Origin of the sequence: Roseovarius sp. (genome assembly GCF_965277045.1) — a bacterium.
Taxonomy (GTDB): domain Bacteria; phylum Pseudomonadota; class Alphaproteobacteria; order Rhodobacterales; family Rhodobacteraceae; genus Roseovarius.
Genome location: NZ_OZ255712.1, coordinates 1602482 through 1615846 on the forward strand (window position 1 = coordinate 1602482; position 13365 = coordinate 1615846).

Consider the following 13365-nt stretch of genomic DNA (forward strand, 5'->3'; position numbering starts at 1 on the left):
GCGCCCTTCGATGCCATGTGTCGTCGTGTCGATCATCCTATCGTTCCGTCTTGCCGTCCGAGGCCGCGCGCGCATCCTGCAAAAGTCCTGCCACGCGCACGCTCAGCCACCCCCAGATCATGAACAGGACCAGCCCCATTCCCAGTTCGGCCAGCTCCGCTTGGCCCGGTCGGATCCAGCCACTCTCGACAGCCTGCAGGGCAATTTCGTCATGGCTCATCGCCAGAACGAACACCAGGAAATGGCCAAGCAGCAGCATGGTAAAGGTCCGGGTGCCGGACCGCAGGCGCCCGGAATGGCCAAGCCTCGGCAGCCGGCTCCGGGTCGCCTCGGGTGTCCGGCACCCGTCGGTCATCCCACGCTGCCTTCCAGCGAGATCGCGACCAGTTGCTGCGCTTCCATGGCGAACTCCATCGGCAGTGCCTGCAGCACGTCCTTGCAGAAGCCGTTCACCACCAGCGCCACGGCCTCTTCCTCGTCCATGCCGCGCTGGCGGCAATAGAACAGCTGGTCGTCATCCACCTTCGACGTGGTCGCCTCGTGCTCCACCCGGGACGAGTTGTTCTTGACCTCGATGTAAGGCACCGTGTGCGCCCCGCATTCCGAGCCAATGAGCAGGCTGTCGCACTGGGTGTAGTTGCGGCTGTCCTTGGCCTTGGGGTGCATCGACACGAGGCCCCGATAGGTGTTCTGCGCGTGGCCCGCGCTGATGCCTTTCGACACGATCCGGCTCTTGGTGTTCTTGCCGAGATGGATCATCTTGGTGCCGGTGTCGGCCTGCTGCCAGTTGTTGGTGATGGCGATGGAATAGAATTCGCCCTGGCTTTCGTTGCCGCGCAGGATGCAACTGGGGTATTTCCACGTTACGGCAGAGCCGGTTTCCACCTGCGTCCACATCACCTTGGCCCGGTCGCCCCGGCAATCGGCGCGCTTGGTGACGAAGTTGTAGATGCCGCCCTTGCCGTTCTCATCCCCGGGGAACCAGTTCTGCACCGTGGAATACTTCACCTCGGCGTCTTCCTCGACGACGATCTCGACGACAGCGGCGTGCAGCTGGCTGGTGTCACGCTGCGGCGCGGTGCAGCCTTCGAGATAGCTGACGTAAGAGCCCTTGTCGGCGATGATAAGCGTCCGCTCGAACTGGCCGGTATTCTCGGCGTTGATGCGGAAATACGTGCTCAGCTCCATCGGGCAGCGCACGCCCGGCGGCACGTAAACGAAGGACCCGTCCGAGAAGACCGCCGAATTGAGCGTCGCATAGAAGTTGTCGCTCACGGGCACGACCGAGCCGAGGTATTTCTTCACCAGTTCGGGATGCTCGCGAATGGCCTCGGAGATCGAGCAGAAGATCACGCCGGCCTTCTTCAGTTCCGCCTGAAAGGTCGTGCCGACGCTGACGCTATCGAACACCGCGTCCACGGCCACCTTGCGGCCCTCGGCGGGCGCCTCCTCGGCGCCCTCAACACCGGCCAGGATCATCTGTTCCTTCAGCGGAATGCCCAGCTTTTCATAGGTCTCCAAGAGCTTGGGATCGACCTCGTCCAGCGACTTGGGTTTCTGCTCCATGCTCTTGGGCCGGGCATAGTAATACTGGTTCTGAAAGTCGATCTCGGGATAATCGACCATTGCCCAGTCCGGCTCTTCCTTCTGCAGCCAGCGTTCATAGGCCTGCAGGCGCCACTCGGTCATCCACTCGGGCTCGCCGTTCTTTTCCGAGATCAGCTTGACGATCTCCGGCGTCAGGCCCTTGGGCGCGTATTCCATCTCGATGTCGGTTTCCCAGCCGTACTTGTACGTGCTGATGTCGCGCACCGCATCGACCGTTTCCTTGTCGACGCCTTCCTTGACTTGGGTTTCGTCCAGTGCCGCCATTGGGCCACCTCCTCGGTTTTATCTCTCACGCCGCGCGGGCGCGGAACTTTTCATGCTGTTTCGCCCAGGCTCGGGCAAAGGCCAGCACCTCGTCTTCCGTTGTCGCGGGGCCCATCGAGACCCGGACGGCGCTCTGCGCCTCCACTTCGTCGAACCCCATCGCCGCCAGCACCCGGCTGGCCTTGACCTTGCCGCTGGAACAGGCCGAACCGGCCGATATGGCGAACCCCGCAAGGTCCATCGCCATCACCTGCGTCTCGCCCTTCCAGCCGGGCGTGATGAAGCAGGACGTGTTCGGCAACCTTTCTTCGGATTTCCCGACAAAAATAGTCGCTGGGGCGGATTCCTCAATAGCGTTTTCTAGAATCCTTCTAAGTTTTTTCACCCGCTCCCAAGTGCCATCCTCCAGATCGCGCTGCGCGGCGTCGGCCGCGGCGCCGAAGCCCGCGATGCCGATGATGTTCTCCGTGCCCGACCGGCGGCCCATCTCCTGCCCGCCGCCAGGGCTGAGCGCCGGAATGTCCACGCCCTGCCGGACGATCAGCGCGCCGATACCCTTGGGCCCGCCCAGCTTGTGGGCCGACATCACGCCCAGGTCCGCACCGGACCAGGCGAACGAAAACGGCAGGCGGCCCACCGCCTGAGTGATATCCAGAAGCAGCAGGTTCTCGCCGGTCTCGGGCTGCGTCACCACCCCGGTCTCGGAATTGGCCAGCCCCATGGCGCGCACCATTGGCGCGCCGCCGCTCGGCGCGTGATGCGCCCAGAGCGCGTCATGCGCGGTCGGCTGCACCTCCACGCCATCGAAGCCCGCCAGAACCCGTGCCGCCTCGGTCGCGCCCGAGGTGAACACCACCTCCTGCGGCTTGCAGCCCACCGCGGCGGCCACCTGCCCCCGCGCCCGCTCCACCAGCGCCTTGGCGCTGCGCCCCTCGCCATGCACCGAGGACGGGTTGCCGACGACATCCATCGCCGCAACCATCGCCTCCCGCGCCTCGGCCCGCAACGGCGCGGTTGCGTTGTAGTCGAGGTATACGCGCTCACGGATCATGACGCGCCCTCCGATCCGGCGACGTCTCCGGCGAAGTCCAGGTCATCCAGGAACCCCTTTGCCACGTCCAGCCGCAACAGGTAGGTCTGCCGGTCCTCGATCTCGTCCCGGGTCTCTATCCCCTGCAGGTCGCAGACCTGCCGCAGGATACGCCCCGGCACCTGCACGTATCCCGGCCTGCCGGACGCGAAGACATTTCGCAGCCGGCCGAACACCGATTGCTGCGCGCGCCAGGCACTCAGCTCCAGCTGCACCGCATTGTGCAGGAAAACACCCAACTCTCCACGCGCCATACGGGCATGCGCCACGCGCTCCACCCGGTCGCGCGCCGCGGCAACCGGCCCGGCCTGGACACCTCCCTGCACCGTCCGGATCACCGGCATGGCCCGCAAGGCATCCATGGCAGGAAGGGCAGCCCCGGACGCCATCACGCCCACCCCTTCCTCTGGCCCCAAATATCCCGGGGGTCGTCGAAACAGCGTTTCGACGTTGGGGGCAGAGCCCCCGCCCGCCGCGACGCTGCAGGCGGCGCAAGACCTGTCGCCGCAGGCGTCCTCATTCCTCGTCCACCACGGCGAACAGCGACGGCACCGCGGGACAAGGCGCCAGCGAATTGCCCACCACGTCGCTCAGCCTCGTCTGGTGCAGGAACACGTAGACCTGCGCGCTAAGACCCTCCCACAAGCGGTTGGTCATGCTCTGCGCCCGCGAACCGCTCGTGGCTCCCGACGCGCCCGCGCCCTTGTGCATCGCGTCAATGGTCTCGTCCACCGCGGCCAGGATATCCACCGCCCGGATCTCGGACGCCGGTCGCGCCAGCTTGTAGCCCCCGCCCGGCCCGCGCACCGAACTCACCAGCTCGGCGCGGCGCAGCTTGACGAAGAGCTGCTCCAGGTAGGGCAGCGAGATGCTCTGCCGCGCCGAGATGTCGCTGAGCGTCACCAGACCCTCCTTCTGCTGCAACGCGATATCGACCAGCGCGACCATCGCGTAGCGTCCCTTGGTGCTGAGTTTCATCGTCTCCCCCAAATACCCGGCGAGTCAGTGGCTTGGCGGGCGGGGAAATGATTGACCTTGCCCCATCAACCCCCTATCTCGCGTGAAGCCGCAGAATCCATTCGGTTGTTTAGAATAGTTCTAAGGTGCTTGATCAATTCCGTCAAGAATTGACCGGCGCCCGAAATGCAAGGGGACACGCATGCCCGAGGTCATCTTTCCCGGCCCTGAGGGCCGCCTGGAAGGCCGCTACCACCCGCAACGAGAGCGCGACGCGCCCATCGCCATCATCCTGCACCCGCACCCGCAGTTCGGGGGCACGATGAACAACAAGGTGGTCTACAACCTGCACTACGCGTTCCACAAGCTGGGCTTCACCGTCCTGCGCTTCAACTTCCGGGGCGTGGGCCGCAGCCAGGGCGAGTACGACCAGGGCGTGGGCGAGCTTTCCGATGCCGCCTCGGCGCTAGACTACCTTCAGTCGATGAACGCCAACTCGAAACATTGCTGGGTCGCGGGCTTTTCCTTCGGCGCGTGGATCGGGATGCAGCTCTTGATGCGCCGCCCCGAGATCACCGGCTTCGTCTCGGTCTCGCCGCCGGCCAACATGTACGACTTCTCGTTCCTCGCCCCCTGCCCGTCCTCGGGCCTGATCATCAACGGCAGCGCCGACCGCGTCGCGCCGCCCGCCGACACGCAGGCCCTCGTGGGCAAGCTGCACGAACAGCAGGGCATCACCATCACCCACGAACAGATCGAGGGCTCGGGGCACTTCTTTGAAGAGCCGCACATGGAGACGATGATCGGCACCGTCAGCGATTACGTCAAACGCCGCCTCACCGAGACCACGAGGTAACGGCCCATGGGCGTGACCGAGGATCTGGCCGACGAACTGGCGCTGAAGGTCATCAAGTATGTCGATGCCTCCGGCGACGACGGCGTGATCTCGGAAATCGTCGGCATCCTCGGCGCCACCTCGCAATCCGCCGAAGAGGCGTTCCTGACCTCGATGCGGGTGCGCCGCGCCAACATGGCGGCGCGCGCGCACCTGCTGAACCGGGTCAGGAAGTTCCAGGAAAAGCAGGGCACGGAGGGCGGCGCGGCCAAGGACGCGCCCGAAACCTGACGGCGATTGCATTTCGCACGGGCGATCCGTGCCAAGCGGGCTAGGTGCCCGTCCAGACACGTGCGGCGCCGGGCCCTCGCCCCGCGCACGACAACCAAGCAGGGAGACACCATCATGGCACGCACCATCATCATCGAAGAGTTCGGCGGTCCGGAAAACCTCAAGCTGGTCGACCGCGAGGTCGGCGCGCCCGGCCCCGGCGAGGTGCGCATCGCCCACGTCGCCTGCGGCCTGAACTTCATCGACGTCTACCAGCGCACCGGCCTTTACCCGCTGGACCTGCCCCATGCGCTGGGAATGGAAGCGTCAGGCATCGTCGAGGCGGTGGGCGACGGCGTCACGCACCTGCAGCCGGGCCAGAAGGCCGCCTATGCCGCCACCCCGCCCGGCGCCTATTCCGAGGCCCGCGTCATGCCCGCCGCACAGGTCTGCCCCCTGCCCGACGACATACCGTTCGAGGACGCCGCTTCGATCATGCTTCAGGGCATGACGGTGGAATACCTTTTTCACCGGGTCTGGCCCCTGAAAAAGGGCGATACGGTGCTCTTTCACGCCGCCGCCGGTGGCGTGGGCCTTCTGGCCTGCCAATGGGCGCGCTCCGAGGGGATCACGCTGATCGGCACCGCCGGCACGGACGAGAAATGCAAGATGGCGGTCGACAACGGCGCCTCCGCCTGCATCAACTACCGGACCGAGGATTTCGTCGAGGAGGTCAAGAAACTGACCGACGACAAGGGCGTCGACGTGGTGATGGACGGGGTCGGCAAGGACACGTTCGACCGCTCGCTCGACTGCCTGAAACCCCTGGGCATGATGATGTCCTTCGGCAACGCCTCCGGCCCGGTCGAGCCCGTGAGCCTGCTCACCCTGGCGCAAAAAGGTTCGCTGAAGCTCACGCGCACGACGCTGTTCACGTTTCTTGCGGACCACGAACGCTGCCAGGAAATGGCCAAGCACCTCTTCTCGAAGGTGCAGTCCGGCGACGTGAAGGTGAATATCGGCCAGACCTGGAAACTGGAGGATATCGCCGAGGCGCATCGCGCGCTCGAGGCGCGCGAAACCACCGGCTCGACCATCCTCACGCTTTGATCACGATCGCGGGAACTTTCTTCGGCGTGGTGCAGTTGAGCGACTGCACGCCAAAGCGGGCACGCCAATTGTGCCCGCCCGGCAAATCGGAGAAGAAGACCCATGAACAACATCATCTATATCGTCGGCCTTATCGTCATCGTCGTTGCCATTCTTTCCTTCATCGGCATCGGGTGAACAAGGCCCCGGGGTCCAGCCTCCAGGGAAGAACTGAATGAACAAACGGGCGCTTTTGCTCAAACTGGCGCAGGACATACGCGCCAGCTACTGGTTCATTCCGGCCAACATGGTGTTGTTCGCGATCGTTCTGGCCTACGGGTCGGAATGGCTCGACCACAATGCCGAGATTCTTCCGTTTCAATTCCCCGAAACCCTGATCGATACCCAGGTCGAGGGCGCGCGCAGCACGCTCTCGACCATCGCCACGTCGGTGATCGGTGTCACCGGCGTGATGTTTTCCATGACCATCGTCGCGGTCTCCTTCGCCGCCGGCAATTACGGCCCGCGCCTGATCGGGAATTTCATGCGCAACCGGGGCAACCAGATCAGCCTCGGAATCCTGATCGCCACCTTCGTCTATGCCCTGCTGATCCTGCGCGCCGTGCAGGACCCCTCCGAGACGGCCGAGGTCGAGGCCTTCGTGCCGCAATATTCCATGCTGCTGGCCATGCTGGGCTGCATCATCGCGGTCTTCACCATGATCTATTTCGTCCACCACGTGCCCGAGACGATCAACGTGGGCAACATCACCGCCGGCCTGGGCCAGCGGCTGGAGTCCGAGATCAAGGCCATCATCGACGCCGAGGACGCCCGCGACAAGCGCCGCGAGGTCACCTATCCCGACCGCGACCCGGACCACCGGATCACCCTGAACGCCGCCGGCTACATCCGCACGCTGAACTACCAGCAGGTGGAAAAGCTGACCGACCGCGACGACTGGCTCCTGCGGATCGAACAGCAGCCGGGCGATTTCGTCAGCTCCTTCACGCCCGTGATGTCGGTCTGGTCACACGAGGCGCTGTCGGACGACGATATCGCCGAGCTGCGCGACTGCTACGCACTCGGCACCAGCAAGACGGAACACCAGAACGTGCTCTTCCTGGTCGACGAACTGGTCGAGGTGCTGGCCCGCGCGCTCTCGCCCGGCGTCAACGATCCGTTCACCGCGATCAACTGCCTCAACTGGATGCAGAACGCCCTGTCGGTGGCGCGGCACCACGGCGAGGGGCTGGGCGAGGACGGCGCCGGCAAGCACGCGCTGGGGCCCCGCCTGACCTACGACACCCTGTTCGAGCGCAGCTTTCTGGCCTCGAAGCCCTATACCGACACCGACGAGCTGACCAAGGCGCATTACCACAAGCTGGTGGCGGAGCTGAAACGGTCGGCCTGAGCGCCACAACACGCCAATTGATTGGGTCCCTGATGGTGGTAGAGTTTTCGCCATCAGTTGGGGAACACTTTCATGCAACCATTTTCAAGACGCAGCTTTCTCGCCGGCGCCGCAGCCACAGCATTCGCCACGCCCGCCGCGGCGGACATCGCCTGCTCTTCGTTCAACGATTTCGGACATCGTCAATGCACGGTCGGCCTGCTGAACGTGCCGTCCATTCAGCAGCAATGCCAGCAATGGTGCTGGGCCGCCTGTGCCGAACTTGCGTTCCGCGTGCAGGGAATCGACATAGACCAGACCACATTCGTCGAACGCGTCTTCGGCAACGCGAATGTCTGCCTTCCCGCCACCGGCCAACAGATCGCCCAGGCGGTGTCGGGGCAATGGACCGACAAGTACGGCCAGTCCGTGTCCGTCAACCTCGGCGTCATCCTGGATTACGATCACAACATCCAGAACACCAACGACCCGATGCGCGTTGTCCGCGACGAGCTCGAGGCGAACCGGGTGGTGATCGCGGGCACCCTGGGCCACGCCATCTGCATCACGGCGATGGATTACCTTGAAAACTACGCCGGTCAGCGACAGCTGGTGGGCCTGACGGTCCGCGACCCCTGGCCCTGGTCCCAGAACAAGTACCAGATGTCGTTGCAGCAATTCAACGCCGGGCGCTTTCTGGCGACGGTCAACTTCACGTAAGACCGCGCGCCGCTACCCCTTCTTGCCTTCCTTCACCTTCTCGGCCAGGTCGCGGGCGATAGCGAAGGCGCCCTTGATCTTGTCGGCGTCGGATTTCCAGCTGCGCTTGACCACGATCTTGTTGTCCTTGACCTTGGCCAGCCCCTTCTGGTCCTTGATGAAATCGACCAGCCCCTGCGGGTTGGAAAACTTGTCGTTGTGAAACTGGATCGTCGCGCCCCTCGGCCCGCCATCCAGCTTGGCGATCCCGGCGCGCTTGCACATCGCCTTGATCCGCACCACCAGCATCAGCGTGTTGACCTCGCGGGGCAGCTTGCCGAAGCGGTCGATCAGCTCGGCGGCGAAACCTTCCAGTTCAACTTTGGTCGCCAAACCACTGAGACGGCGGTACAATCCCAAGCGCACGTCTAGGTCGGGCACATACTCCTCGGGGATCAGCACCGGCACGCCCAGGTTGATCTGCGGCGCCCATTGCTCGTCTGCCTCGCTCAGCCCCTCCAGCTGCCCCGACTTGATCTTGGCAATCGCCTCTTCCAGCATCGACTGGTACAGTTCGTACCCCACGTCGCGCATCTGCCCCGACTGTTCCTCGCCCAGCAAGTTCCCCGCCCCGCGAATGTCGAGGTCCTGGCTGGCCAGCGTGAACCCCGCGCCCAGCTGATCCAGGCTGCCAAGCACCCGCAACCGCTTTTCCGCGGCGGGCGTCAGGCGCATCCGGGGCTTCGTCGTCAGGTAGGCATAGGCCCGCGTCTTGGCCCGGCCCACGCGCCCGCGGATCTGGTAAAGCTGCGACAGCCCGAACATGTCGGCGCGGTGCACCACCATCGTGTTGGCCGTCGGAATATCCAGCCCCGACTCGACAATCGTGGTGGCCAGCAGCACGTCGTACTTGCCGTCGTAGAACGCGTTCATGCGCTCATCCAGCTCCTTGGCCGCCATCTGCCCATGCGCCACGACAAAGCTGACCTCGGGAACTTGATCGCGCAGAAACGCCTCGATCTCGGGGATGTCGCTGATGCGCGGCACCACGTAGAAACTCTGCCCGCCCCGGTAATGCTCGCGCAACAGCGCCTCGCGGATCGTCACCGTGTCGAACTCGCTGACATAGGTGCGGATCGACAGCCGGTCGATGGGCGGCGTGCCGATGATGCTCAGGTCCCGCACGCCCGAAAGGCTCAATTGCAAAGTTCGCGGGATCGGCGTCGCCGTCAGGGTCAGAACATGCACCTCCGAGCGCAGGGATTTCAGCCGCTCCTTGTGGGTCACGCCGAACCGCTGCTCCTCGTCGATCACCAGCAGACCAAGGTTCTTGAACCGGATGTTCTTGGCCAGCAATGCGTGCGTGCCCACCACGATATCCACCGTGCCATCGGCCAGCCCCGCGCGAGTCCTGGTGGCCTGGCTTGAGGACACGAAGCGCGACAAGGGCGCCACCGTTACCGGAAAGCCGCGAAACCTCTCGGCAAAGCTCTGGTAGTGCTGCCGCGCCAGCAGGGTCGTCGGCGCGATCACCGCCACCTGCATCCCCGACATGGCGGCGATGAAGGCCGCGCGCATCGCCACCTCGGTCTTGCCGAAACCGACGTCGCCGCAAATCAGCCGGTCCATCGGCGTGCCGCTGTCGAGGTCGGCCACCACGTCCTCGATGGCGCGCAGCTGGTCGTCCGTCTCCTGATACGGGAACCGGGCCGAAAACGCCTCCCACGCGTGGTGCTCGGGCTCCAGCACCGGAGCCTTGCGCAGGGCGCGCTCGGCGGCGATCCGGATCAGGCGGTCGGCCATCTCGCGGATGCGCTCCTTCAGCTTGGCCTTCTTGGCCTGCCAGGCGCCGCCACCCAGACGGTCCAGCAGGCCCTCTTCGTGACCATAGCGGCTCAGCAGTTCGATGTTTTCAACCGGCAGGTAAAGCTTTGACTGTTCAGCATATTCCAGCAGCAGGCATTCATGCGCCGCCCCCGCCGCCGTGACCACTTCCAGCCCCTTGTAGCGCCCGATGCCATGGTCGACATGCACCACCAGGTCGCCGGGCGACAGGCTCTGTGCCTCGGTCAGGAAGTTCTCGGCCCGCCGGCGTTTCTTGGGGGACCGGATCAGCCGGTCGCCCAGGATATCCTGCTCGGCGATCACCGTCATGCCGGGTGCGGTAAACCCGTGCTCCAGCCCCCAGACCGCCAGATGCAGGCCACGCTTGCCAATGGCCCCGGCGTTCTTCACCGTGACCGCGCCCAACAGGCCCTCGTCTTCCAACAGCCCTTCCAGCCGCTCCCGCGCGCCCTCGGAATAGGACGCGACCAGCACCGCCCCCTCGGCCATGCGCGAATCAATATGCTCTTTCAGGACACTGAAAAGGTTTATCTTTTCCTGCTGCCGCTCGGGCGCGAAGTTGCGCCCGATGCGCCCGCCCGCGTCGATCACCCCCGGCCCCGGCGCCTGCGGTAGCGGCGACAGGGCCAGCACGCGGCGGTCCCCCAGGGCGGCGCTCCAGGCGTCGTCGTCCAGATACAGCAGATCGGGCGCGATGGGCTTGTAGACGCTGTCCTCGCGGCCCTTCTGGGTCATGGCGTGCTTGCGGGCGTCATACTGATCGGCGATGGACGCCCACCGCGCCTCGCGCGCCGCCTCGACCTGGTCATCCAGGCTGACCGGCGCGCCGGGGATATAGTCGAAAAGCGTCTCCAGCCGCTCGTGAAACAGCGGCAGCCAATGTTCCATCCCGGCCTGCTTGCGCCCGGCGCTGACCGCTTCGTACAGCGGGTCGTCACTGCCCGCCGCGCCGAACTCGATCCGGTAGTTCTGCCGGAACCGCGTGATCGCGGCCTCGTCCAGAATGACCTCGCTGACCGGCGCCAGCTCGATCCGGTCCAGCTTTTCCGTGGTGCGCTGTGTCGCCGGATCGAACCGCCGCACGCCGTCCAGCACATCGCCAAAGAGGTCCAGCCGCACCGGGCCGCTCTCGCCCGGCGGATAGATGTCGATGATGCCGCCGCGCACGGCATAATCGCCCGGCTCCATCACCGTGGGCGCCTGGGTGAACCCCATCCGCACGAGGAAGGATTTCAGCGCCTCCTCGTCGATCTGGTAATCGACCTGCGCCGAGAACGCCGCCTCGCGCAGCACCTCGCGCGCGGGCACGCTCTGGGTGGCGGCATTGAGGGTCGTCAGCAGGATGAACCGCGACGGTCCGCCATGCACCAGCCCGGCCAGCGTGGCCATACGCGTGGCCGAGATGTCGGCATTGGGCGACACCCGGTCATAAGGCAGGCAATCCCAGCCGGGAAAGCGGATCACCGGCATCTCGGGCGCGAAAAAGCGCAGCGCTTCCTCCATCGCCGCCATCCGCTTGTCGTCGCGCGCGACATGGATCACGGGACCCTCCGCGCGGGCGGCCTCGTCGAGGATCAGCTTCGCGTCGAAGCCTTCGGGCGCGCCACCAACGGCGATACGGGTGCTGCCTGCCATGCTCGGCCCCTCACCCGCCCAGCACGCCGGTCGACATGTTGACCAGCATACCCCACATCGCGGTCACCAGGATCGACAGGATGCCCACCAGCTGCGTGGCGATGCGGTGATAGTGCATCCGCTTGTAAAGCGCCGCGCCCACCAGTTCGTCCCGGGTGATGCGTTGCGCCGTGAAGATGGCCATCAGCGCCACCAGCGTCATCGGAAACCCCAGCAGGAACAGCGCCTGGCTGAACTCGTTGCCATAGACGAAGCCCAGCAGCACCAGCGAGGTCAGGACGAAACAGATGAACCCGGCCATCAGCAGCCCGGTTTCACGCGCGATGTAAAGGATGCGGTTGCAGTTGATGCGCACCATGTCGTGCAGGTCCGCGAAGCCCTGCTCGTCGCCGGCCTTGGCCCGCTGCACCATGTCCCACGGCACGCCCAGCACCCAGTGGCTGGTCGACGACCACAGCACGGCCAGCAGGATCCAGAACCACAGGTTGCTGAAGCTGCGCATGTCGATCAGCTCGAAAATCGTCTCGATCAGGTCCAATGCCGGTGCCTCGTTGCGTCGTTGCGCTGTGCCGCGCTCTGTCCGGGCTCCTCTTAGCGCCGCTCTGCGCCAATTCCTACCCTTGAGATGGCGGAATTTCCATGCCACTCAGAAGGCGCTGAAGAAAAAGGATGGCAACCATGCGTCCCACCCAAGGGCCCTTTCCCGTCACGCGCCTGCGGCGCACCCGCGCCACCCCGGCGATCCGCGCGCTGGTGGCGCAGAACACGCTGACCCCGGCCGACCTGATCTGGCCGGTCTTCGTGCGCGACGGCGACGGCGTGGAAGAGCCGGTACCCTCCATGCCCGGCGTCCTGCGCCGCAGCGTCGACCGCGTGGTCGAGGCCGCCCGCGAGGCGCACGGCCTTGGCATTCCCGCGATCTGCCTCTTTCCCTATACCTCGGCCGAGAACCGCACCTCGGACTGCGCCGAGGCGTGGAACCCCGACAACCTGTCGAACCGCGCCACCCGCGCGATCAAGGACGCTGTCCCCGACATCGCCATCATGACCGACGTGGCGCTCGACCCCTATTCCGACACCGGCCATGACGGCTTTGTCGTGGACGGCGAGATCCTCAACGACGAAACCATCGAGGCGCTCGTGAAACAGGCCCTCAGCCAGGCCGCGGCGGGCGTCGACATCATCGGCCCCTCGGACATGATGGACGGCCGCATCGGCGCCCTGCGCGCGGCGCTGGAATCCGAAGGTCACAAGAACACCCTGCTGCTCAGCTACGCGGCCAAGTACGCCAGCGCGTTCTACGGCCCCTTCCGCGACGCGGTGGGGGCTTCGGGCGCGCTCAAGGGCGACAAGAAGACCTACCAGATGGACCCGGCCAATTCCGACGAGGCGCTGCGCTGCGTCGCCCGCGACCTGACCGAAGGCGCCGACATGGTGATGGTCAAGCCCGGAATGCCCTATCTGGATATCTGCCGCCGGGTGAAGGACGAATTCGGCGCGCCCACCTATGCCTACCAGGTGTCGGGCGAATACGCGATGATCCAGGCCGCCGCGCAGAACGGCTGGATCGACCACGACCGCGCCATGGTCGAAAGCCTGATGGCCTTCAAACGCGCCGGGTGCGACGGGATTCTCACCTATTTCGCCCCCGCCGTGGCACGGATGCTGAACGGCTGACACAAG

The 13365-nt window shown here is 65.1% G+C and carries 13 protein-coding genes; 6 read left to right on the forward strand and 7 right to left on the reverse strand.

Features of this window, described 5'->3' with window-relative positions:
• Positions 1-37 precede the first annotated feature (37 nt).
• The 5 genes from ACQY4V_RS07975 to ACQY4V_RS07995 all read right to left on the reverse strand — a co-directional run bounded on the left by ACQY4V_RS07975 (position 38) and on the right by ACQY4V_RS07995 (position 3940).
• Positions 38-355: a hypothetical protein gene (locus ACQY4V_RS07975; RefSeq protein ID WP_428516367.1), complete on the reverse strand. Its 318-nt coding sequence runs from the start codon at positions 353-355 to the stop codon at positions 38-40.
• Entirely contained in the window at positions 352-1872 is a 1521-nt protein-coding gene (gene sufB, locus ACQY4V_RS07980; RefSeq protein ID WP_428516369.1) for a Fe-S cluster assembly protein SufB, read from the reverse strand. The genes ACQY4V_RS07975 and sufB overlap by 4 nt, the downstream gene beginning before the upstream one ends.
• A gap of 25 nt (positions 1873-1897) precedes the next feature.
• On the reverse strand, positions 1898-2923 hold the full coding sequence (locus ACQY4V_RS07985; protein ID WP_428516371.1) for a cysteine desulfurase family protein: 1026 nt from the start codon (positions 2921-2923) through the stop codon (positions 1898-1900).
• Positions 2920-3351, reverse strand: a complete 432-nt coding sequence (locus ACQY4V_RS07990) for a hypothetical protein (protein ID WP_428516373.1) — start codon at positions 3349-3351, stop codon at positions 2920-2922. Before ACQY4V_RS07990 ends, ACQY4V_RS07985 begins: the two co-directional genes overlap by 4 nt.
• Before the next feature lie 127 nt (positions 3352-3478).
• Positions 3479-3940, reverse strand: a complete 462-nt coding sequence (locus ACQY4V_RS07995) for an Rrf2 family transcriptional regulator (RefSeq protein ID WP_428516374.1) — start codon at positions 3938-3940, stop codon at positions 3479-3481.
• A gap of 181 nt (positions 3941-4121) precedes the next feature.
• Between ACQY4V_RS07995 and ACQY4V_RS08000 the strand changes: the two genes are divergently transcribed.
• The 5 genes from ACQY4V_RS08000 (at position 4122) to ACQY4V_RS08020 (ending at position 8223) form a co-directional block, all read left to right on the forward strand.
• Positions 4122-4775 carry an alpha/beta hydrolase gene (locus ACQY4V_RS08000; RefSeq protein ID WP_057789434.1) on the forward strand — a complete coding sequence of 218 codons (654 nt, stop codon included), beginning with the start codon at positions 4122-4124 and terminating at the stop codon, positions 4773-4775.
• Positions 4776-4781: 6 nt separating this feature from the next.
• Positions 4782-5045 (forward strand): hypothetical protein, encoded by a 264-nt coding sequence (locus ACQY4V_RS08005; RefSeq protein WP_428516376.1) that lies wholly within the window; start codon positions 4782-4784, stop codon positions 5043-5045.
• Positions 5046-5159: 114 nt separating this feature from the next.
• Positions 5160-6134: a quinone oxidoreductase family protein gene (locus tag ACQY4V_RS08010; protein ID WP_428516378.1), complete on the forward strand. Its 975-nt coding sequence runs from the start codon at positions 5160-5162 to the stop codon at positions 6132-6134.
• A gap of 214 nt (positions 6135-6348) precedes the next feature.
• Complete coding sequence (locus ACQY4V_RS08015) at positions 6349-7524, forward strand: DUF2254 domain-containing protein (protein WP_428516380.1); 1176 nt, start codon at positions 6349-6351, stop codon at positions 7522-7524.
• 72 nt (positions 7525-7596) lie between these two features.
• Positions 7597-8223 (forward strand): C39 family peptidase, encoded by a 627-nt coding sequence (locus tag ACQY4V_RS08020; protein WP_428516382.1) that lies wholly within the window; start codon positions 7597-7599, stop codon positions 8221-8223.
• A gap of 12 nt (positions 8224-8235) precedes the next feature.
• Here the strand turns inward: ACQY4V_RS08020 and mfd are convergent, their stop codons facing one another.
• Together mfd and ACQY4V_RS08030 are read right to left on the reverse strand one after the other, a co-directional pair.
• A complete protein-coding gene (gene mfd, locus ACQY4V_RS08025) occupies positions 8236-11682 on the reverse strand; it encodes a transcription-repair coupling factor (protein ID WP_428516384.1) in 3447 nt (1148 codons plus the stop codon).
• 10 nt (positions 11683-11692) lie between these two features.
• A complete protein-coding gene (locus ACQY4V_RS08030; protein WP_428516386.1) occupies positions 11693-12220 on the reverse strand; it encodes a component of SufBCD complex in 528 nt (175 codons plus the stop codon).
• 140 nt (positions 12221-12360) lie between these two features.
• Between ACQY4V_RS08030 and hemB the strand changes: the two genes are divergently transcribed.
• Positions 12361-13359 (forward strand): porphobilinogen synthase, encoded by a 999-nt coding sequence (hemB, locus tag ACQY4V_RS08035; protein WP_428516388.1) that lies wholly within the window; start codon positions 12361-12363, stop codon positions 13357-13359.
• Positions 13360-13365 lie beyond the last annotated feature (6 nt).